General features: G+C 63.4%; 20 protein-coding genes. 5 read left to right on the top strand and 15 right to left on the bottom strand.

Annotated elements, in window-relative coordinates; genetic code table 11:
- Positions 1 to 13 precede the first annotated feature (13 nt).
- Positions 14 to 1,081, top strand: a complete 1,068-nt coding sequence (locus tag NKJ94_RS18845) for a LacI family DNA-binding transcriptional regulator (protein ID WP_352527017.1) — start codon at positions 14 to 16, stop codon at positions 1,079 to 1,081.
- Here NKJ94_RS18845 and NKJ94_RS18840 read toward each other — a convergent pair.
- Both NKJ94_RS18840 and NKJ94_RS18835 read right to left on the bottom strand, forming a co-directional pair.
- On the bottom strand, positions 1,066 to 1,548 hold the full coding sequence (locus NKJ94_RS18840) for a flavin reductase family protein (RefSeq protein WP_352527016.1): 483 nt from the start codon (positions 1,546 to 1,548) through the stop codon (positions 1,066 to 1,068). The genes NKJ94_RS18845 and NKJ94_RS18840 overlap by 16 nt on opposite strands.
- On the bottom strand, positions 1,548 to 2,705 hold the full coding sequence (locus tag NKJ94_RS18835; protein WP_352527015.1) for an LLM class flavin-dependent oxidoreductase: 1,158 nt from the start codon (positions 2,703 to 2,705) through the stop codon (positions 1,548 to 1,550). The genes NKJ94_RS18840 and NKJ94_RS18835 overlap by 1 nt, the downstream gene beginning before the upstream one ends.
- A 230-nt stretch (positions 2,706 to 2,935) precedes the next feature.
- Between NKJ94_RS18835 and NKJ94_RS18830 the strand changes: the two genes are divergently transcribed.
- Together NKJ94_RS18830 and NKJ94_RS18825 are read left to right on the top strand one after the other, a co-directional pair.
- The gene (locus NKJ94_RS18830; protein WP_352527014.1) at positions 2,936 to 3,592 is read left to right on the top strand and encodes a GntR family transcriptional regulator; all 657 of its coding nucleotides are present in this window, start codon (positions 2,936 to 2,938) and stop codon (positions 3,590 to 3,592) included.
- 60 nt (positions 3,593 to 3,652) lie between these two features.
- A complete protein-coding gene (locus tag NKJ94_RS18825; RefSeq protein WP_352527070.1) occupies positions 3,653 to 4,726 on the top strand; it encodes a Gfo/Idh/MocA family protein in 1,074 nt (357 codons plus the stop codon).
- Positions 4,727 to 4,756: 30 nt separating this feature from the next.
- Here the strand turns inward: NKJ94_RS18825 and NKJ94_RS18820 are convergent, their stop codons facing one another.
- The 13 genes from NKJ94_RS18820 to NKJ94_RS18760 form a co-directional block, all read right to left on the bottom strand.
- Positions 4,757 to 5,815 (bottom strand): ABC transporter ATP-binding protein, encoded by a 1,059-nt coding sequence (locus tag NKJ94_RS18820; RefSeq protein WP_352527013.1) that lies wholly within the window; start codon positions 5,813 to 5,815, stop codon positions 4,757 to 4,759.
- A 36-nt stretch (positions 5,816 to 5,851) separates the two neighbouring features.
- Positions 5,852 to 6,673, bottom strand: coding sequence for a carbohydrate ABC transporter permease (locus NKJ94_RS18815; protein WP_023674179.1), 822 nt, complete (start codon positions 6,671 to 6,673; stop codon positions 5,852 to 5,854).
- Positions 6,674 to 7,576, bottom strand: a complete 903-nt coding sequence (locus tag NKJ94_RS18810) for a carbohydrate ABC transporter permease (protein WP_502896139.1) — start codon at positions 7,574 to 7,576, stop codon at positions 6,674 to 6,676.
- A gap of 35 nt (positions 7,577 to 7,611) precedes the next feature.
- Positions 7,612 to 8,949: an extracellular solute-binding protein gene (locus tag NKJ94_RS18805; RefSeq protein WP_352527011.1), complete on the bottom strand. Its 1,338-nt coding sequence runs from the start codon at positions 8,947 to 8,949 to the stop codon at positions 7,612 to 7,614.
- A 62-nt stretch (positions 8,950 to 9,011) separates the two neighbouring features.
- On the bottom strand, positions 9,012 to 9,671 hold the full coding sequence (locus NKJ94_RS18800; protein WP_352527010.1) for a GntR family transcriptional regulator: 660 nt from the start codon (positions 9,669 to 9,671) through the stop codon (positions 9,012 to 9,014).
- A 39-nt stretch (positions 9,672 to 9,710) separates the two neighbouring features.
- Positions 9,711 to 10,595, bottom strand: coding sequence for a dihydrodipicolinate synthase family protein (locus NKJ94_RS18795; RefSeq protein WP_352527009.1), 885 nt, complete (start codon positions 10,593 to 10,595; stop codon positions 9,711 to 9,713).
- A gap of 204 nt (positions 10,596 to 10,799) precedes the next feature.
- Positions 10,800 to 12,599, bottom strand: coding sequence for an ABC transporter ATP-binding protein (locus NKJ94_RS18790; protein ID WP_352527008.1), 1,800 nt, complete (start codon positions 12,597 to 12,599; stop codon positions 10,800 to 10,802).
- Entirely contained in the window at positions 12,596 to 13,540 is a 945-nt protein-coding gene (locus tag NKJ94_RS18785; RefSeq protein WP_352527007.1) for an acetamidase/formamidase family protein, read from the bottom strand. Before NKJ94_RS18785 ends, NKJ94_RS18790 begins: the two co-directional genes overlap by 4 nt.
- A complete protein-coding gene (locus NKJ94_RS18780) occupies positions 13,530 to 15,176 on the bottom strand; it encodes an ABC transporter substrate-binding protein (RefSeq protein WP_352527006.1) in 1,647 nt (548 codons plus the stop codon). Before NKJ94_RS18780 ends, NKJ94_RS18785 begins: the two co-directional genes overlap by 11 nt.
- A gap of 32 nt (positions 15,177 to 15,208) precedes the next feature.
- Positions 15,209 to 16,129, bottom strand: coding sequence for an ABC transporter permease (locus NKJ94_RS18775; protein ID WP_352527005.1), 921 nt, complete (start codon positions 16,127 to 16,129; stop codon positions 15,209 to 15,211).
- Entirely contained in the window at positions 16,126 to 16,992 is an 867-nt protein-coding gene (locus tag NKJ94_RS18770) for an ABC transporter permease (protein ID WP_352527069.1), read from the bottom strand. The genes NKJ94_RS18775 and NKJ94_RS18770 overlap by 4 nt, the downstream gene beginning before the upstream one ends.
- Before the next feature lie 19 nt (positions 16,993 to 17,011).
- On the bottom strand, positions 17,012 to 17,614 hold the full coding sequence (locus tag NKJ94_RS18765; RefSeq protein ID WP_352527004.1) for an ANTAR domain-containing response regulator: 603 nt from the start codon (positions 17,612 to 17,614) through the stop codon (positions 17,012 to 17,014).
- Positions 17,611 to 18,738 carry a transporter substrate-binding protein gene (locus NKJ94_RS18760; protein ID WP_352527003.1) on the bottom strand — a complete coding sequence of 376 codons (1,128 nt, stop codon included), beginning with the start codon at positions 18,736 to 18,738 and terminating at the stop codon, positions 17,611 to 17,613. Before NKJ94_RS18760 ends, NKJ94_RS18765 begins: the two co-directional genes overlap by 4 nt.
- Before the next feature lie 383 nt (positions 18,739 to 19,121).
- Here NKJ94_RS18760 and NKJ94_RS18755 point away from each other — a divergent pair, with 383 nt between their 5' ends.
- Positions 19,122 to 19,781: a N5-glutamine methyltransferase family protein gene (locus NKJ94_RS18755; RefSeq protein ID WP_352527068.1), complete on the top strand. Its 660-nt coding sequence runs from the start codon at positions 19,122 to 19,124 to the stop codon at positions 19,779 to 19,781.
- Complete coding sequence (locus NKJ94_RS18750; RefSeq protein WP_352527002.1) at positions 19,778 to 20,893, top strand: hypothetical protein; 1,116 nt, start codon at positions 19,778 to 19,780, stop codon at positions 20,891 to 20,893. The genes NKJ94_RS18755 and NKJ94_RS18750 overlap by 4 nt, the downstream gene beginning before the upstream one ends.
- Positions 20,894 to 20,907: the final 14 nt, after the last annotated feature.

Genomic DNA, 20,907 nt, shown 5'->3' with positions numbered 1-20,907 from the left:
GATGCGGGAGCGGATGACGATCCAAGGCAAGCGCGGCCGCCCCAGCCGCCGCATTCGACTTGAAGAGATCGCGGCGCGTTGCGGCGTGTCGGTCAGCACCGCCTCCCGTGCGCTGAGCGGGGTCGGTGGCGTGAGGGATGAGCTTCGCACCAGGATCATCGAAACGGCTAAGTCGATGAACTACGCCATTCCCGCCTCGGTTGCGGGCCGCAAGGTCATCCTGGCCGCAAGCAGCGTGGCAATGGTCGACAGCGCCCGCAATCAGTTCACCTATCACGTTCTCGACGGGCTCAACGAACGCGCCCGGTTGCTCGGCGTCGAACTGGTGACCCGGCCGGTCGCGACGTCCGAAGACGAAATCGCGCTTCTGCGTGAGTCCGAGCGCGACGACCGCGTCGCCGGCTGCCTCTTTCTGACGCTGGATGACGATGACGTGCTGACGCTGACAGCCGGCTTTACCAAGCCGATCGTGCTCGTCAACGGCGACGATCCCTCGATGCGCCATTCGAGCGTGACGCCCTGCAATCGCTCCGCCGCGATGCTTGCCGCGCAGCATCTGATCAGCCTCGGCCACCGCCGCATCCTGTTCCTGATGCGGCGTGGCCGGCGCACGATCGAGCGGCGCTACGAAGGCTGGCGCGACGCGCTGATCGCGGGCGGCATTGCCGGCTTCGACGATCTCGTGGTCGAGGTGCAGGACTGGCTCCCCGAGCTTGCGAGCGAGGCCGTGACCGAGCGCATCGCGGCCCGCGGCCTTGATTTCACCGCCGTGCTGACGGCCGGCGACAGCCTGGCCTTTGGTGCCATCGCCGGCGTCCAGAAAGCCGGATATTCGGTGCCTGGCGATGTGTCCGTCGTCGGTATGGACGACCTGCCGCTGGCGGCCTTCTGCAACCCGCCGCTGACGGCGATGCACATTCCCATGCGCGAGATCGGATCGGCGGCGCTTAGCCTGCTGCTCGATGACATGGCCCATTCGGGGTTGCCGCCGCGCCGCGTCGAGCTCGCCTGCAATCTCGTGGTGCGCCAGTCGACGGCACCAGCCCGGAGGGGCGCTGGCCGTCATCAGCCCGCCTCTTGAGCCGGCGGCTTGCCGCCAGCAAAGAGCAACGGCAAACCCTCTTGCGTCTCCAGTTCAAGGACATGTCCAAGCAGGATCATATGATCGCCTGCCGGGAAGCGGTCGGCGACGCTGCATTCGAACCGCGCCAACGCCCGTGGCAGCAGCGGCACGCCGTGCTCGTTCCACGAGAGGTCAAGATCGGCAAAGTCGGTCCCCGACTTCGAAAAGCGCCAGCACAGATCGATTTGATCTTCCGCCAGCACGTGAATGGCGTAGTGCGCGGAATTGGCGAAGGCTTCGAACCGGCGCGAGTGGCGGCCGATCGACCAGAGCACCAGCGGCGGATCGAGCGACACGGATGAGAAGCTGTTGGCAGTGATCGCGACCGGCCCGTCGGCCGTGCGTGTGGTGACGACCGTGACACCGGTGGCGAAACGCCCGAAGGCGTTGCGCAAAAGGCGCGGATCGCACACGACATGCTCCATCAGCGGCGCTCCTCCGTTCCCAATGGTGTTGCCGGGACCCGGTCCGGCACCCTGCCATAGGCGTGCGGCAGTGAGCACGTCTTGAGCTGGGGCAGCACCTTGGTGCCGAAATGACGCGCCTCGTCGAGATGCGGGTAGCCGGAAAAGATGAAGGCGCGGATCCCCATCTTCATATACGCCTCGATTTCCGACAGAACCTGATCGGTCGAGCCCACCAGCGCCGCGCCGCAGCCCGAGCGCGCCCGCCCGACGCCCGTCCACAAATGCGGCTCGACATAGCCTTGCGCATCGGCGATCTGGCGGTTCTTGGCCTGGTGCGATACGCCGAGCGATCGGGCGTCGAGCGCGCGCTCCCGGATCGCCCTGCCCTGCTCATCGTCCAGCTTCGACACCAGCTCCCGGGCATAGTCCTTTGCCTCGGCCTCGGTATCGCGCACGATCATGTGGACGCGCAGGCCGTAGTCGAGCGTCCGCCCATGGCGCTTGGCACGTTCGTGGACGGCTTTCATGCGGCCGGCGAGCTCCTCCTTGGTTTCCGGCCACATCAGGTAGACGTCGCACTGTTCGGCGCAAAGCTCGAGCGCATCGGGCGAATAACCGCCGAAATAGAGCAGTGGACCGCCATTCTGCTGATAGGGCTTCGCCGGCGCCGTCGAGAGCCCCTTGAAACGAAAGACCTCGCCCTCGAAATCGATGCTGTCCCGGGTCCAGGCCTGGCGCAGGATCTGCACCACCTCGCGGGAACGCTGATATCGGTAGGCGCTGTCGGCCGTCTCGCCCGGAAAGTCCGACGAAATGATGTTCACCGTCAGCCGGCCTTCCAGCATGTGGTCCAGCGTCGCGATCGTGCGCGCCAGCATGATCGGCTGCATCTCGCCGCAGCGCACAGCGGCGAGCAGATTGATCTTCGACGTGATCGGCGCGCAGCCGGCAACGAAGCTCAGCGTGTCCTGGCCGACCTGATAGGACGACGGGCACAAGATGTTGCGGAAGCCGAGTTCCTCGGACGTCTTCACGATCTCGGAGCAATGCGCCCAGCTCGAGCGCAACGCCCCGTCCGGCACGCCGAGAAAACGATAGTCGTCCGAGCAGAGTGCGGCGAACCAGGAAACTTCGGCTGCGTCGAGATCCGGCGAGGTGATTGGGACGATGCTCATTGCCACTCTTCAAAAAAGAAGTCCGGGCCACTCTTCAACGAAAGTTCGGCGCTGCGAATGGCGCTTGCGTAGCATTCGTTTTGGTGTAGATCAATACTGTATCAATTTTTGGGCGCCGACCCGAAAACCGGATGCTATTGGGACGCATGATGCAGTTGACAAGGGCCGATCCCGGCCACCGATCGAGCCAGATGCGCGGCCCCTTGCCCGTGCACTTGCAGACCAGCGAAATGCTGATCCGCGAAATCGCCGCCGGACGGCTGGCCGACGGGGCGCGGCTGCCGCCCGAGCGCGAGATGGCCGCGAGCCTGGGGATCGCCGTCGGCACGCTCAGGCGGGCGCTTGCAGATTTGACCGAAAAGGGGCTTCTCGACCGCATCCAGGGGTCGGGCAACTATGTGCGGGCGCGCGGCGATTTGCTCGGGATCTATGCCTTCTTTCGCCTGGAGCGCATCGGCGGTGGCGGCCTGCCAAGCGCCGACGTGCTGTCAGTCGAGCGGCTGCCCAAGCCCGCCGACCTGCCGCAATTCGGCAGCGAAGTCGAAGCCCACCGTATACGCCGGCTGCGGCGGCTCGACGGCGAGCCGGCCGCGGTCGAGGAGATCTGGCTCGACGTCAGCCGCGCCGAGCGGCTCGAGCGCGAGGATCTGTCGGAATCGCTCTATCTGCACTACCGGCTCGCGCTCGGCTTCTCGATCGTTCGTGCCGAAGACCATGTTGCCCTCGCGCCTGCGCCGGACTGGGCTCCTCTCGAGTTCAGGCCGCCGCCAGGGATGGTTGTGGGTTTCATAGAACGTATCGCCTGGGCTGGCGACGGTGCCAGCGCAGAGTATTCCCGCAGCTGGTTCGATCCGGGCGCGGCGCGGTACGTCACGCGTTTCAGATAGGCCGGAGGAAGACGCCGGGTGACCAAATCATCGATCGGCTACGGCATCATCGGCTGCGGCATGATGGGCCGGGAGCACATCCGCAACATTGCCCTGTTGCCTGACGCGCATGTGGCCGCGATCTTCGAGCCGGACCCCGTCATGTTGGCAGCGTCGCTGGCGATGGCGTCGGGGGCGCGATCGGCGGCATCGATCGCCGAACTGCTGGCCATGGACGAGGTGGACTGCGTTTTAATTGCCAGCCCCAACCACCGTCACCTCAGTCAGATGGAGGAGATCGCCGCACTCCGACCACTGCCGGTGCTGGTGGAAAAGCCGCTCTTTACCGACGCCCCCGACGAGGGGTGGATCGCGGCGCTGAAAGCTCGGCTTCCGCTCGTCTGGGTGGCCATGGAATACCGCTATATGCCCCCGGTCGCCGAATTCATCGAGCAGGCGCGCCACGCCACCGGCGGCATCCGCATGCTGACGGTCCGCGAGCACCGCTTCCCCTTTCTGGCCAAGATCGGCGACTGGAACCGCTTCAACCGCAACACCGGCGGCACGTTCGTCGAGAAGTGCTGCCACTTCTTCGATCTGATGCGGCTGATCCTCGAATCCGACCCTGTCCGTGTGATGGCGAGCGCGGGACAGGCCGTAAACCATCTCGACGAAAGCTATGGCGGTGAGAGGCCGGATATTCTCGACCATGGCTACGTGCTGGTTGACTTCGCGAGCGGCGCGCGCGCCATGCTAGAACTGTGCATGTTCGCCGAGGGCAGCCGCTACCAGGAGGAACTTTGCGCTGTCGGCAGCAACGGAAAGATCGAATGTCTGGTGCCGGGACCGGGTCGCTTCTGGCCGACCCACCTTGGCCCCGCGCCAGTGCCCCAGTTGATCGTTAGCCCTCGCAATCCGCCTGGACCACGCCTGCTGGAGATTCCCGTCGACCCCCGGCTGCTCGAGGCAGGCGACCATAACGGCTCGACCTATTTCGAGCACGCCCGCTTCACCGCTGCGGTACGCGGACAGGGCAAAGTGGAGGTGACCTTGCAAGACGGCTGGTGGGCCGTCGTCATGGGCCTCGCCGCCCAGAGATCGGCCCGCGAAGGCCGCGCCATCGAACTCGCCGGTGAATTCGCGTTGCCGACCTAGGCTGACCACGACATCCACCGGACCGTCGAGTCAGATGCGCCGACCGGTTTCTGCGTCGAACAGATGCGCACATGCGCGGTCGATCTCGATCCGCACCCCTTCGCCTTGCTTGAGGGCAAGCCGCTCCCGGAAGAGGCAGGAGATTTCTTCACCGGAGCAGTCGACCCTGGCGAAGATTTCCGAGCCGGTCGCCTCGAGAAGCGTGACCGTACCCGGCATGCCCTGCCCGGTTGCCCGGATATGTTCCGGGCGAATGCCGTAGACGAGTTCGCGTCCTGCAGCATCCGCCGGGTGGGCACCTTCCGGCAGAGGCAGAATCAGCCCGCCGGCACTGCGGAAAACGCCCTCCTCGATGCGGCCGGCAATGAAGTTCATGGCGGGCGAGCCGACAAAACCGGCAACGAAGAGATTGGCCGGATGATCGTAGAGGTCCAGCGGCGCGCCGATCTGCTCGACCAGGCCGTCATGCAGCACGACGATCTTGTCAGCCATGGTCATGGCCTCGATCTGATCGTGCGTGACATAGATCGTCGTGGTACCCAGCCGCTGGTGCAGGGCCTTGATCTCGCCGCGCATCTGGACGCGCAATTTGGCGTCGAGATTGGAGAGCGGCTCGTCGAACAGGAAGACCTGCGGGTCGCGTACGATCGCGCGGCCCATCGCGACGCGCTGGCGCTGGCCGCCGGAAAGCTGGCGCGGATAGCGGTCAAGCAGCTTTTCCAGGCCGAGAATGCCGGCTGCCTTCCTGACACGGCCCGCGGTGTCGACCGGATCGGCCTTCTTGATCTTCAGGGCAAAGCCCATGTTGTCGGCGACCGTCATATGCGGATAGAGCGCATAGTTCTGGAACACCATGGCGATGTTCCGATCTCGCGCCCGCAGATTGTTGACCATACGCTCGCCGATGGCGATCTTTCCGCCGGAGATCGTTTCAAGTCCCGCAATCATACGCAAGAGCGTCGACTTTCCGCATCCCGACGGGCCGACCAGGATGACAAACTCGCCGTCGGCGATATCGACGCTGACGTCGTGAATGATCTTGGTTGCCCCGAAGGCCTTCTGCACGTTGTTGATCGTTACCGATGCCATTGGATCTTTCCTGGAAAAGAATGTCCGGGCGCGCCCTCAGCCGCCCTTGACGGCGCCGGCTGTCAGCCCGGCCACGATCTGCCTTTGCGCGAACATGGTCAGGATCAGCACCGGCAGCGTCACCACCAGCGCTGCCGCGGCGAGCGGCCCCCAGCTCACCTGCTCGTAGGACAGCATGTTGTAGACGGCGACCGGCAGTGTGCGCGTCTCTCGGCTGGCGAGCACCACGCCGAAGACGAAATTGTTCCATGAGAAAATGACGGACAGGATGAAGGCGACGACGATGCCCGGCTTGGCGATGGGCAGGGCGACCAGCCGGAACACCTGCCAGGAGCTGGCGCCGTCGATGTTGGCCGCCTCTTCCAGTTCCATCGGCGTGGTCTCGAAATAGCCGATCATCACCCAGACCACGATCGGCACCGTCACCACCAGGTGGATGATGATCTGCGGCCACAGCGTGCCGAGGATCCCGATCCACTGGAACAGCAGAAACAGCGGGATGAGATAGGATAGCCCGGGCGTCATGCGGGCTATCATGATGACGACCGCCGACCGTTCAGCCTTGAGCCGTGCGATGCCATAGCCCGCCGGCACGCCGATCAACAGCGCTAACAACGTGGCCGTGCCGGTCACCAGAACCGAATTCCAGAGATAGAGCAGGAAGTTATTCTCCTCGAACACTTTCACATAGTTCGACCAGGCGAAACGTTCGGGGATCAGGATCGGCGGATAGGCACCGTTGTCGATCTCGAATTTCAGCGACAACGAGATCATCCAGAGGAAGAACAGGATCGCCGGCGAGACGAAAACCAGGGCAGCGAAAAACAGACCGATCTGGTTGAGCAGCCGCGAACTCATCTATTTGCCCTCCGTATCGATCCACTGCGAGCGTTGGCGCAGCATTAGGAGGACAAAAGACAGGGCCACGATGACAATGAAGAACACCACGGCCATGGCCGAGCCGTAGCCGATATCGTAGTAGGAAAAGGCGGTGTTGTAGAGATAGATGTTGATGGTTTCCGAGGCCGTGCCCGGCCCGCCCTGGGTCATCGCGTAGATGATATCGAAGCTCTTCAGCGCATCGATCGTGCGGATGATGACCGCGATCATCAGGAACGGCGCGATCATCGGCAGAGTGAGATAGCGGAATTGCTGCCAGGCATTGGCGCCGTCGATCTCCGCGCTTTCGAAGGGCTCGCGCGGCACCGAGGCCAGCCCACCCAGCACGATCAGCATGACCAGCGGCGTCCACTGCCAGGTCTCGACCGCAACCAGCGACGGGATGACCGTGTTGGCATTGAAGATCCATTCCTGAGCCGGGATGCCGACCAGTGACAACAGGTAGTTGAGCACGCCAAGCTGGGGATGGAACATCATTGTCCAAACCAATGCCACGGCAACGGGTGTTGCCATCATCGGCATGACGAAGACGCCGCGCAGCAGGCCGCGCAACGGAAACCTGGCATCGAAGATCAGGGCGGCCAGAGTGCCCAGGAACATCGGCGCTGCAACCGAGAGGAAGGTGTAGGTCAATGTATGAACCAGAGATTCCCAAAACCGCGGATCGCTGGCCAACCGGAGATAGTTTTCCATCCCGGCAAAGCTCCGCGACTGGCCGAGCGTCCAGCGGTTGACGCTCATCCACAGCGTGAAAGCCCAGGGGAAGACGATGACGGCGCCGACGACGACGAGTGCCGGGACAACGAAAGGCCAGTAATTGGGAGCCAGCCGGATCGTCTGGCTCCCGTCGATAACCGGCATCGTCACCCCGGCTTGTTCTGGGGTGGTGGCCGACATCAGCCCTGCTCGCTCCTGTCGAGAACCGGCTGGAACTGCTCGGTGGCCTTCTTCAGCTCCGCGGCGGGATCGGCGGCGGCAATCATGTTGGTCAACGCCACGCCATAGATGTCGCGGAATTCAGTGACGGGGATGATGACCGGCAGCGCCAGCCGGCTGATATTGCCTGAGCCGATCACGGCATCAAGCCAGCTTGCCGGCATGGTGACGCCTTCGCGCACCTTGGGATCCTCCAGCACGGATTTGCGGAACGGAACGCCAGCGCCGGCCTGCAACAGCCGCGCGCCCATGGCTGGCGATACGGCCCACTGACAGAACAGATAGGCGGCCTCCTTCTTCTCGCTGGCGGCGGTAACGCCAATCCCGTCGCCGAAGGTGCCCGAGGCATGCGCCTTGGGACCCTTGGGCATGACGCCGTAGCCGACCTTGCCGACCACTCTCGATTTTTCCGGGTTTTCCATCGGCGGGGCAAAACCCACGCCATCGAGCCACATGCCGATCTTGCCTTGCAGGAAGGCCGACTGTGCTTCGGCCCAATTGAACCCGGTGACGCCCGGAGGGGCGGACTTGGTCATCAATTTTTGATAGAGGGCAGCAGCCTCGATCGCCTCGGGAGCCTCGGTGCGCAGCTTCCCCTTGTCGTCGAGCGGCGTCACGTCGTAGCCGAGCATCAACGACGTCCACACCGGCGTGTTTGCGTTCTTGAGCCCGCGGGCGACGAAGCCGTATGTGTTGGTCGACGGGTCGGTCAGCGCTTCGGCGGCGGCCACCAGTTGCTCGAACGTCTCGGGGTATTTGAGGCCTTTGGCCTCAAACAACTCCTTGTTCCAATAGAGGATCCAGTAATCCACCGAGAAGGGTAGCGAGCGCAGCACGCCCTGGCCGTCCTTGGCAAACAGCATGCCGGCCTCGGCGAAGTCGCTTTCGACCAGCCCCGGGTCGGTGAGCGACGGGTCTGCGAGATAGCCGGCGATGTCGGCCAGCCAGCCACCCTTTTCAAACTGGCGCTTCTGCACGTGGTAGCTCAGATGCACGACGTCGAAGCTCGGCTTGCCCGAGCTCAACTCGATTACGGTCTTCTGGCGCTGCTGCTGCTCGGGCGTGGCCTCGGCATTGACCTTGATGCCGGTCAGTTCCTCGAATTCGGCGAGATATTTCAGGATGGTGTCGCTGCGCGGACTTTTCACCAGATTGACGTCAAGCGTCGTCCCGGCAAAGCGTTTCCAGTCGACGCCTGCGGCAAAGCTGGGGCGGAGTCCCACAAGCCCGGCAGCGGTAAGCGCCGCGGTTCCTGCAAGGAGTTGCCTCCTGGTTGGGTTGAACGGATTGGACGACATTTTTTCCTCCCGGGTTGCTGTCGTGTGCGTTGCATCGCGACCGCGGCGCGGCCTTCACTTCCTCAGATCTGGAGCGCCAGCCGGCGTGCATTGTCGATATGCACACTGATCGCTTCAACCGCTTTTTGCGGCTTGCGGCTCTCCATGGCTTCGATAACTGCCAAATGTTCGCGCATCACCGGCACCACACGACCGTCGATGCGGAAACGCTCCTGGTGGATCAGCCGGATTTTCACCGAGTTGACCAGATAGGCCTTGGCGATAATCTCGTTGCCCAGCGCATTGATGAAGGTGTCGTGCATGGCCCAGTCGACGTTCTGGGCCTTGGCTTCCATTTCCGATGTCGGCGCTTGCAGCAGGGCTTGAGCCAGCATCTCCTCATGTTCGCGCCGCATGCGGGCAAGTTCGGCATCTGAAGCGCTGACCGTAAATAGCGCCACTGCCTCGCGTTCCATGAATAGCCGAAACTGAAAAGCCTCGCGGATCAGATTGATGTCGATATGCGCGATCTGCATGCCGCGCTGCGGGATGGTGGTCAGCAGTCCCTCGGCCTCGAGACGCGGGACGATCTCGCGAATGGCGCCCAGCGGCAGCCCGGTGAAAGCGACCAGTTCGCGCTGAGACACGAACTGCCCCGGCCGCAGATCGCGGGCCAGCAAATGCCGCGTGAAGCTGGCATAGGCTTTCTCCCGGAGAGTGATCGGTTCGCTGCCGTCTTCCAATTCAGCTCGCTTCCTTTGTCAGTCAACTGGCTTTGTCGATCAGGCCGGCTCTGTCGCAAACAGCCTGTCGTAGGCAGCAGCAAGCTGTCGCTGTCCTTGCGGGCCGATCGCCTCCAGGGGCGGGCGGACCGCCAGCCAGCGCTCGTCGCCGGTCTTGCGCGCCACCATGACCTTCACCGCCGGCGTGACCGGATATTTGAGCAATTCAAGCACGAAGTCCTCGACGCGGGGATCGTCGCGGCCGTCTTCGACCATTGCACGGATTTCGCCGGTAACAAAATTAGCCATGCCGGAAATCGCACCCTGTCCACCGTGGCGCACGCTTCCCGCCAGATGCCGTTCGTCGCCGATCAGGATCACCAGATCGCCGTGCGCTTCAAGCAGCGCCTCACTGTAGCTCCAATCCCCGCCGGAATCCTTCACCCCGGCCACCGCAGCGGGAAAGGCGGCGCGCAGCCGGCCGATCAGCCCAAGCGGGAGCGGCACCATGGTGACAGAAGGGATGTTATAGAGGAGGACGTCACGAGCCAGCGGACCGAGTGCGGCGAAGACGGCGGAAAACCATCCGAACAGCCCTTCCTCGCCGACATTCTTGAAGTAGCTCGGCGGAGCGAGCAGAATGTTGCGAACGCCGTGCTGCAAAGCGTACCGAGCCTGATCGGCGGCGTCTTCGGCCGCATCGACCAGCACTCCGGCCACGAGCTGATGTGCCGGAATACCGGCCGCCAGCATGGCTTCGGTGACGACCCGCCGCTCGTCCGTGCCCACCGAGGCGCCTTCCCCGGTGGTGCCGAACAACGTCGCGCTGCTGCAGCCGGCGCCAAGGCAGGCCCGGGCGTGCGCGATCATCGGCGGGAGAGCTATCTGTCCCGACGCGTCGAAGGGTGTGGTGAGAGCAACCGAAAGACCAAAGCGGGAAGCCAACGCGATCTCCGTTTAAATCAATGTGCGCGTAGTGCTAGCACACTAACATGTTAGATGTAAACTGGCGATCTTCCGAACTGATCGCTGCCGAACGGCGCTGCCGCGGCGGCGCCATCGCCGATCACATCCTACCGCCCGAGCATCACACATGCTGCTGTCCCCGAGCCTCCGCGGGATTGGCTGGACAACGCAGCCTAAGCTCGATCAGGTGGCGACGAGGTGGCCGTTGCCAACGTCTTCAAGCTTGAGTTTCGAGGGCTCCTCGCCGACACGCCGGATAGCGCTTGGAATTTCGCTGTCCAGACGCGCGAACCGGGCGCGGCGCTGGCCTCGATCGGGAACCGGAACGGCTTCGATCAGCCGCTTTGTGTAAGGATGCCTCGGATTGGAGAAGATCTGGTCGCGGGTGCCCATCTCGACGATCTGCCCCAGATACATCACCGCCACGCGATCGGAGATGTTCTCCACCACTGCCATATCGTGTGAGATGAAGAGATATGCGACGCCGAATTCGCGCTGCAGCTCCTTCAGCAATCTTAACACGCGCGCCTGCACCGACACATCGAGAGCAGAGACGCTTTCGTCGGCAATGATCAGCTTTGGTCGCAGCGCCAGCGCCCGTGCAATGCAGATTCGCTGGCGCTGGCCGCCGGAGAATTCGTGAGGATAGCGCTCCATCTGGTCAGCGGAGAGGCCGACACGTTCGAACAGGGCGGCAATCTGGGCGTGCCGTTGCTCCTTGTCGCCGATACCGTGGATCAGCAGAGGCTCGGCCACGAGATCGCCCACTCGCATGCGTGGGTCTAGGGACGCGAAGGGATCCTGGAAGATCATCTGCACATTGCGGCGTACAGCCTTGCGCTCCTTGCGACTGAGCGTCGACAGGTCCTGACCGCCGATTGAAATGCTGCCGGTGTAGGGTACCAGCCCGGCGATCGCCTTGGCCGTCGTCGACTTGCCGCAGCCGGATTCGCCGACCAGCGACAGGGTTTCGTGTGGCGCGATCGAGAAGCTGACGCCTTCGACCGCGTGCACTCTGCGGTCGACGCGGCCGAAGAAGCCGCCGCGCAGGTCGAAGCGGACGTGAAGATCGCTGACATCTACAAGCTCGGCCGGCATTTTAGCGGCATCTTGTCGGTCTTCGGCCGTCCGTTCGCCGCCGATGCGCGGCACCGCCGCCAGAAGCTCGCGCGTATAGTCAGCTTGCGGGCGGGTGAAAATGTCGGCCGCTCTGCCCTGCTCGACCATCCGGCCATCGCGCATGATAATGACACGGTCCGCCATCTCGGCGACGACGCCCATGTCGTGCGTAATTAGGATAACGCTGGTGCCGTGCTCGCGCTGCAGGTCCCGCAGCAGCTCCAGCACCTCGCCCTGAACCGTGACGTCGAGAGCGGTGGTCGGTTCATCGGCGATCAGCACGTCCGGGTTCAGGGCCAAAGCCATGGCAATCATCACGCGCTGCCGCATGCCGCCTGAGAGCTCGTGCGGATATTGCTCGAGCCGCCGTTCCGCATCCGGAATTCGCACTGCCTTCAGCGCCTCGAGCGCCCTCAGCCGCGAGTTGGAGCGCGACAGCGAGGTGTGGGCCTCGATCGCTTCTGTGAGCTGCCGTCCGACGGAAAGAACCGGATTGAGCGACGTCATCGGCTCCTGAAAGATCATGGCAATGCGGTCGCCTCGGATGCGGCGCATGCGGCTCTCACTGAGCGCCGCGAGATCCTGATCGCCGAGTTGGATGGAGCCTGATCTGATGCGTGCCGCCGGCTGCGGCAGCAAGCCCATGATGGCCAGCGCCGTCATCGACTTGCCGGAACCGGACTCGCCAGCAATGCAAAGCGTCTCGCCGCGCATCAGGCCGAATGTCAGGCCGGAAACGACGTCGCGATCGCCCTCATCGCCACGCACGGCGACGGTCAGACCTGAGACGCTGAGAACCGGCCTGACAGAGCCACTCTCCGCGGCGGTCTGCCCGGGTGGTTTGGTGTCCTCCGCCACCTTCATTCGAAAACGCAGCGGGGAAAGTAGAAGGAAACCACCCAATTGGGCATGTCGACGATCTCACTGATGCGCAGGTCGCCGCAAACCGACACGAGCATATAGGCGTCTACCGGATCCATGCCGTAGCGGCCGGAGAGCAGGTCGACCATCTGGGAGACGGCGCTCTTGGCGCCGTCCATCAGATCCGGCCCGATGCCGGTTGTCACCTCGTAGCCCTTGGCGTCGAGATGCCGCGACACCGGACCCGGCGTCGTGAAACGAGGGGTTCGCAGCCGGGCATCCTTGACCAGATCGAGTGTCAGCACGGCGTTCATCGGGCTCTCGATCGCCGTGCCGCAGACCTCGCCGTCGCCCTGCGCGGCGTGTGTGTCGCCGACCGAGAACAACGCTCCCGGAACCTCCACGGGAAGGTAGAGAACCGTGCCGGCAGCGAGATCGCGAATGTCCAGATTGCCGCCCATGCGGCGCGGCGGGATCACCGAATGCAGGCCCGGCTCAGCCGGGGCGTTGCCGATGGTGCCGGCGAAGGGCTTGAGCGGCACCCGGCCGCTCTTGCCGAACAGCGCCGGTTGGAGCGAGACGGCGTCGTACTTCCAGAGGTTCAGCGCCGGCTGAGTGAAGTCATCCGTCAACAGACCGAACCCCGGGATGTTCGCGGTCCAGCCGAAGCCGGACGGCTTGAACGCCTCGATGGTGATCTTCAGGGCATCGCCCGGCTCCGCCCCGTCGACATAGATCGGCCCAGTAACCGGATTCACCTTGGCGAAGTCGAGCAGAGCAACGTCGTCGACAGTGCTCTCCATCGTCAGCTGGCCGCCCGACGAATCGAGGCACTCGAACTCGATCGTCGACCCGGGCGCCACCCGTTCGGCCGGGACAAAGGAATTATCCCAGCCGAAATGATGGTGGCGCCCGTGGATGGTGTAGTCGCAGTTATTGCACATCGGTCACATACACATTGTCGTAGTTGATCGGGATATGGACCGGGTCGACATAGAGGTTGTCAGCGCCGCCCATGCGGGTGGATTTCATGGTGAAACGCTGCTCGTTGAACACCGGCGCCCAGGGCGCGTCGTCCATGATCTTGCCGTAGATCGCACTCCACATCTTGGCGCGTTCGCCGGCCTTGGCCGGGTCGACGACCGAGTCGGCCTCCGCCGCCTTGCTGTCGAGATCCTTGTTGCAATACCACGACCAATTCCAGCCGCCGGGAACGGCACCGGCGCAGCCGAGGATCGGTCCGTAGAAGTTGGACGGATCGGGGAAGTCGGCGATCCAGGCCATGCCGCCGGACCAGATCATCGGCGCACCGGCTTTGTCGCCGCCGGCGGCGATGACGTTGGCCTGGGCCAGCGCCTGGATGCTGGCCTTGATGCCGACCGCCGCCAGATCCTGCTGGATCGCCTGGGCAATGCGCGGGTTGGGGTCGGTATTCATGGCAAACAGCTGCGTGTCGAAGCCGTCGGGGTGGCCGGCCTCGGCAAGCAGCGCCTTGGCCTGTGCCACGTCATAGGGATAGCCCTTGAACGTCTTGTCATAGCCGGGCATCGACGGTGGCAGCGGCTGGTTCGCGGGCACCGCGCGGTTGTTGATCAGCTGGACGATGCGCTCCTTGTTAATCGCCATGTTGACCGCTTGCCGTACCTTCACATTGTCGAAGGGCGCCATGGTGGTGTTCATGGTGATGTAGCCGGTGTGCAGCTGGCCGCCCTCGACGACGCGGGCCTTCTGCTCGGGATCGGCCATCACCTCCTGGAATTTGGCCGGCGGAATGCCGTCGCCGGGAACGTCGATCTCGCCCTTTTGCAGGCGCAGCAGCGCCACGATCGGCTCCTGGCCGATCTCGAAGGTGATCTTGTCGAGATGCGGCAGGCCCTTGTGCCAGTAATCCGGGTTGCGCTCGAAGACCACACGCTGGCCAAGCGTCCATTCGGCGAGCTTGAAGGCGCCGGTGCCGACCGGATGCTTGCCAAAATCCGCGCCGTATTTCTCGACCTCCTCCTTCGGCACGACATGCGAGAAGTTGATGGCCATGACATGCAGGAAGGTAGCGTCGGGCCGGGTCAGTTCAAACTTGATCGTGTAGGGATCGACGACGGTGATGCCCGCCAGGCTTTCCGCCTTGCCGGCGGCGATATCGTCATAGCCCTTGATCGAGCCGAAGAAGCCGGCGCCGGGGCTCTGGGTCTTTGGATTGGTGACCCGGTCGAGCGAATATTTCACGTCGTCGGCCGTCATCTCGCGGCCATTGTGGAACTTCACTCCGTGGCGCAGCTTGAAGGTGAAGGTCTTGCCGTCGGGCGCAATCTCGTAGCTCTCGGCGAGGTCGGGCCGCAGGTTGGTGGTGCCCGGCTCGTAGTCCATCAGCCCGTCGAACAGGCTCTTGATCATCGACCAGTTCTGCCAGTCATAGCCGATGGCTGGATCGAGCGTGGCGACGTCGTCCTTGTAGGTGATGGTGATCGCGCCGCCCTGCTTGGCATTCGGATCGACGGCATCTTCGGCGCGCACGCTTGTCATGCCAAGCAGCACCAGCGCAAGCGCCGATGCCGTCACGGTCGATATCAAATAGTTTCTCATGTCATGTTCCCTTTCTCTGGTTTTCTTGGTTTTCATCTGAGCTTGATGCGTGGATCGATGAACGGTGCGACGGTGTCGGCCAGGAGATTGCCGAGCACGATGGCGAAGGCCGAAACCAGGGTGACCCCCATGATGATCGGAATGTCGATGCGCTGGATGGCCTGCCAGGCAAGCTGGCCGATACCTGGCCAGCCGAACACGCTTTCGACGACCACGATGCCGCCCATGAAGATGCCGATGTCGATGCCGATCATGGCGATGACCGGGAGGATGGCGTTGGGCAGCGCGTGGCGAAAGATGATGGCGCTGCGCGCAAGGCCCTTGGCACGCGCGGTGCGCACGTAATCCTGGCGCAGCACGTCGATCATCGACGAGCGCATCATGCGTGCGTACCAGCCGGCGCCGAGAATTCCCATGGTCAGTGACGGCAGCACCAGATGCCGCCAGGTGCCGTAGCCGCCGATCGGGAACCAGCTGAGCCGCACCGCGAACACATAAAGCAGCAGCAAACCGACGACGAATTGCGGCGCCGAAACGCCGACGAAGGAGGCGACCATCAGCGACTGGTCGGTGGCGGTGCCACGCTTGACGGCCGCGATGAGGCCCATCGTCAGGCCGATCACGACCTCGCAAGCGATAGCACCGACCATCAGTAGCAGGCTTGCCGGCAGCCGTGAAATGATGAGCTCAGTCACCTCGGAACGCTGGATGTAGGAGCGCCCGAGATCACCGCTGAGCAGCCTGGTCAGGTAGTGCCAGTACTGGACGACAAAGGGCTGGTCGAGGCCGAGCTGCCGGCGGATGTTCTCGACCGTCTCGGGCGTGGCGCTGCGGCCGGCGATCTGGCGGACGGGATCGGCGGGCAGCAGATAGAGCAGTGCAAAGGTGATCAGAGAGACGCCGAGCAAGATGAGCACGGACTGGACAACGCGGCGGCCGAGATAGGCGATCATGCCCGGCCCCTTTGCGTCGGATCGAGGATGTCGCGCAGCGCATCACCGACGAGGTTGAAGGCCAGCGCCAGCGCCAGGATCGCCGTACCCGGAAAGAAGACCAGCCAGGGCGCTGCCTGGAAGTACGTCTGGTTTTCGAAAATGATGTTGCCCCAGGATGCGGTCGGCGGCTGCACGCCGATGCCGAGATAGCTGAGCGTCGCTTCCAGAAGCACCGTGGTCGAGATGCCGAGCGTGCCCCAGACGATGATCGTCGGCACCAGGTGCGGCAGGATATGGCGAAACAGGATGCGTGGGGCGCTTGCCCCGATGGTACGCTCGGCGTCGATGAACTCGCGCTCGGAGAGCGAGCTTGTCTCGGTGTAGATGACCCGGGCGGTCTGTACCCAGTTCACCAGTGCGATCACCATGGCGACGATCCACAGGCTCGGCTGGAGCACTGCCGCCAGGCAGATGGCAAGCAGCAGCGCCGGGAAGGCCATCATCAAATCGGTGAAGCGCATAAGCGCACTGCCGATCCAGCCGCGGAAATAGCCGGCGGTGATGCCGATCAGCGTGCCAATCAGAAGCGCCACGCCATTGGCGACGATGCCGATGATCAGCGAGGTGCGCGCGCCGAAGAGAAGACGGGTCAGGAGGTCGCGGCCAAGCAGATCGGTGCCCAGCCAGAATTGGGCGCCCGGCGGCATTGGCGCGCCTTCAAGGGTGAGCCCGTCGAACATCTGCTCGTTGGGATCGTAGCCTGTCAGCCACGGTGCAAGGACGGCGCCGACCACGACGAGGGCAATGATCACCAGGCCGAGCAACGCCAGAGGCCGTTTTAGCAGACGTCGCCAGAGGCCAGCGTGCGGCTTGGCCGGCATGCGCCGGGTGGCGGAAAGCTCAGGCGCGATCGGATTGGTCATCGTCGCCTTCTTCTTGCGTCCTTGCCACGATCCGGCGTGCGGCTTCCTCGACGCTGATTTGCCAGCTCATCGCCAGTGAGCGGAGCTGCGCATAGGCGCGACCGTCCTCGGCGCCCTTCGATAAGACCTCCACCGCGCGCACGATGGTCTGGCGCTCGGCGACCCGCTGACGAAGCGAGGCGATCTCGCTGGCCAGAAGCTTGCGCGCCTCGAAACTCTGCCTTGCGATCAAAAGCGCGCTATAGACGCCGGCATTGCCGACCGGCTTCAGCAGCTGGGCATCAGCTTTGTGCGACAGTGCCCATTCAACGCGGCCCGGCGCCTCGGAGCCGATCAGCGCTATCAGTGGCATCGGTGCCTCGCCCGGCTTCCAAGGGAATTGCTCGTCAAAGCCGAGATCGACGTCGAAGAAAACGAAGTCTGCCGCCAAAGCTTCGGCCGGCAGTTCCGGCCAAAAGCCAATCGTCTCAAGGCCGATGGCCGACAATTGCCGCGTGATCGCCTGCACGATCGGATGTGGACGATGCAGGACAAAAGCCTTGGCGCCTCCGAGATTCGGGATGCGCGGCATCTTGCTCACGACACCACCCGCAGGCGCGGCTGCCCGAACGTCTCCGTCCGGTCATAGCGGGAAAGGTAGGGATCGGGTGCCACGCCCTTCGTCAGCGTGACCGTCTTGAACGATGTCCCTTCGATACGTCCGATCTGCACCGGCAAGGTAGCGTGCTGGGTTTGCGGATCGATAGCGATGTCGCCCAGCGGCGTTCGAAATGATGTTCCGGCAAAGACCTTGGGAAGGTCCATCCACTGTGCATCGGAGTTGCGGGTGAGTATCTCGGCGAGCGTGCGCACCGAGGCATAGGCAGCCGCCTCGAAGGATGAGGCAGGCATAACGGAAGACACCAAAGCCGCTCCGCGATCCGCTACCGAGATGTCGTGAAAATAGGGCCCAACGGAAAGATGGCCATCGCCGGCCCCGTTGAGCGCCGGCAATTCGCATTCCGTGAGATTGCAGGACAGGATCGGGCAACGCTCCGGCCTGAAATGCGGATCGCGCCGGCCAAGCTCGGCATAAGCGGCGATGAAGGCATAGGAAGAAGAGCCGATGAGATTGTTCAGAACGAAATCAGGTCTCGTCGCTTGGATCTCTGCGATCAGCCTCGCAACATCGACCTCGCCGAGCGGCAGATAGCGTTCCCCCAGCACCTTGCCGCCGGCGTCCGCAATCAGGTCGCGCGCCACGCGGTTGGTCTCCCAGCCCCAGATGTAGTTTGAACCGAGCAGGAAGCCGTCGGCGCCGAAACGAGGCACGACATAGGCAAGCAGCGGGACGAGATGCTGATTGGGGCAGGCGTGCGTGTAGACGACATGCTCGTTGGCTTCAAAGCCCTCGTAGGGGCAGGCGTACCAGAGCGTGCCGCCTGCCCTTTCCAGGATCGGAATGACCTCCTTGCGGCTCCACGAGGTGATGCAGCCAATGATGTGGCGCGCGCCGCTGTTGGCGAGAATGTCCGCGCAGCCGGTTGCATACCGATCGATGTTGCCCTGCGGGTCGCGCTCGACCGGGACGAATTCGAACGGGATCGCGGGATCGGTGTTGACGTCGGCAATGGCGTTTATCGCGCCCGCACGGCAGGATTCGGACAGCAGCCGGTAGTTGCCGGACCGCGAGTAGAGAATGCCGATCTCGATATGCGGTTTCAAACAAAGCCCCAAATGACAATGCCCCGCAGCCGCCGCCGCAAAGGGCGAGGCATACGAGGCATTCTTGCCGTCCGGCGACCAGAGCCGGTATTTGTCCTTACCGTATTACGCCGTCGCCCCTAGTCAAGAGCCGCCACGCGAAACTTTGGGCAGCCGCAATGACGGCGTGGAATGCGTGATCAAATCCATGTCCGCTGAGCCGCGCCGACAAACCCCGGTTCGCTATCATTCAAGGCAAGGACTTTAATATCGGTTTACCTGAATCTGCTAGCAGCTATGACGCCCGTTTTCGTCGGTTCAGCAAAGGGTCCACCTTGCAGCAGCATTTCACCTCTCCGCTCGGTCACCCGAGCGATCGCAACTGGCCGAGGTTGCACCGCTTCATGGGGGTCGAACTGGAGCTCACGCCCGATGTACTCGTGCCGAGAGAGGAAACGGAACTGCTTGGCCGAGAGGCCGAAGCCATGCTTCGCGAACGAGCAGGCGAAGCGATCCTGATCGACATGTGCTGCGGTAGTGGCAATCTGGCAATCGGGATCGCGAACGCTTGTCCGCGGGTTCGGGCATGGGCAGCGGACTTGACCGACAGCACGGTTGCGCTTGCCCGCCGCAACGTTGCACGTCTCGCCTTGCAAGACAGGATTACGATTCGGCAAGGCGACCTGTTTGCCGCGCTCGGGGGCGACGATCTAGAAGATGCCGTCGACATGATCGTGTGCAATCCGCCCTACATTTCGTCATCCCGCGTCGAGGGCGAAAGCGTGCACCTGCTGGAGAATGAACCCCGCGAGGCTTTCGATGGAGGCCCTTATGGCATTTCGATCCTTCAAAGGCTGGTCCGCGAGGCCGCAGCCTTCCTCAAGACGGGCGGATGGCTGTTGTTCGAGTTCGGGGAAGGCCAGGATCGCCAGGTAGCTGCCCTTTTGTCGAGAACGAAATCCTACGAACACCCGACGTTCGCCGCGACGGCCGATGGGACGCCTCGCGTCGCCATCGCCCGGAAACTCGGCGGGCTGGATTTCGGTGCCGGGAGCCGGGCTTGAGCCTCATTCGCGCCTTGGAGGGCGCCGACCTTCCGGCAGTCGCGAACATGTTCCAACGCGTGCTGCTGAGACAACGGACCGAAGCGCCGGCCTCTCTCGTCGAATACATGAGACGGTTCTATCTGGACGCGCCCGCTTGCGGAGGCGATCTCCGGTCGCTTGTCCATGTCAACGATGCCGGTCATGTCTCCGGGTTCGTCGGCGTTCACGTATTGCCGATGACGTTCAACGGCCGACAATTACGCGCTGCTGTCTGTAGCTCGCTGATGGTCGAGGACCGTGAGCGCGACCCGATGGCCGGCGCACGCTTGCTGAAAGCCTACCTGGACGGTCCGCAGGACATCTCCTTCAGCGAGACCGCCAATGATATTTCCGTGAAATTGTGGACCCGGCTGCGCGGCGTGGTCCTGCCGCAATACAGCCTTGACTGGGTACGCGTATTGCGCCCGGCGGCCTTCATGCTCAGCCTTTCCGCCAATCGCATGGCGCTTGCCAGAGTGCTCAATCCGCTGGCGCGTGCCGTCGACCGATTTTATTGCAGGCGAATGACGTCCAGCGAACGACGCTGGTCGGGCGTGGCGGTGGACGGGGCAGGCCACGGAGCCTTTCGGACCTCCGAAGTCGACAGCCACGCATTTGCCAAGCTCATCGAACCGTTTGCCACTCAATTCGCCCTGCGGCCGGACTGGACGGAAGGCCAACTCGACCACATCCTGACCGACGCGGCACAGAAGCCGGACCTGGGCGAGCTTGTCTACGTTTGCGTGACTTCGCCAGTCGGCACCAATGTCGGCGCTTTCGCCTATTACGCACGGAAGTATAAAATCGGTCGCGTGCTGCAGATCCTCGCCCTCCCCGGCCAGGCGGGCTCCGTGATAGACTGCCTGATCGATCATGCCGCCGCGCGCGGCGTCAGCGGCCTGCGCGGACGTATTCAACCTGCACTTCTGGAAGCGATGCTTGGACGACGCGTCGCTTTCCTGACCGTTGCCTCCACGGTGGTGCATTCACGTGATCCAGAGGTTCTGGACGCCATGAAGAACTCGCAAGTTTTCCTGAACGGGCTTGCGGGCGAGCAGTGGAGCCGGCTGATCGGTAGCCGCTTCACCTAAGGCGCTTTGGGACG

It is taken from the genome of Mesorhizobium sp. M0060, from assembly GCF_040323155.1.
Lineage (GTDB): Bacteria > Pseudomonadota > Alphaproteobacteria > Rhizobiales > Rhizobiaceae > Mesorhizobium.
This window is presented reverse-complemented; position numbering and strand designations above follow the sequence as displayed.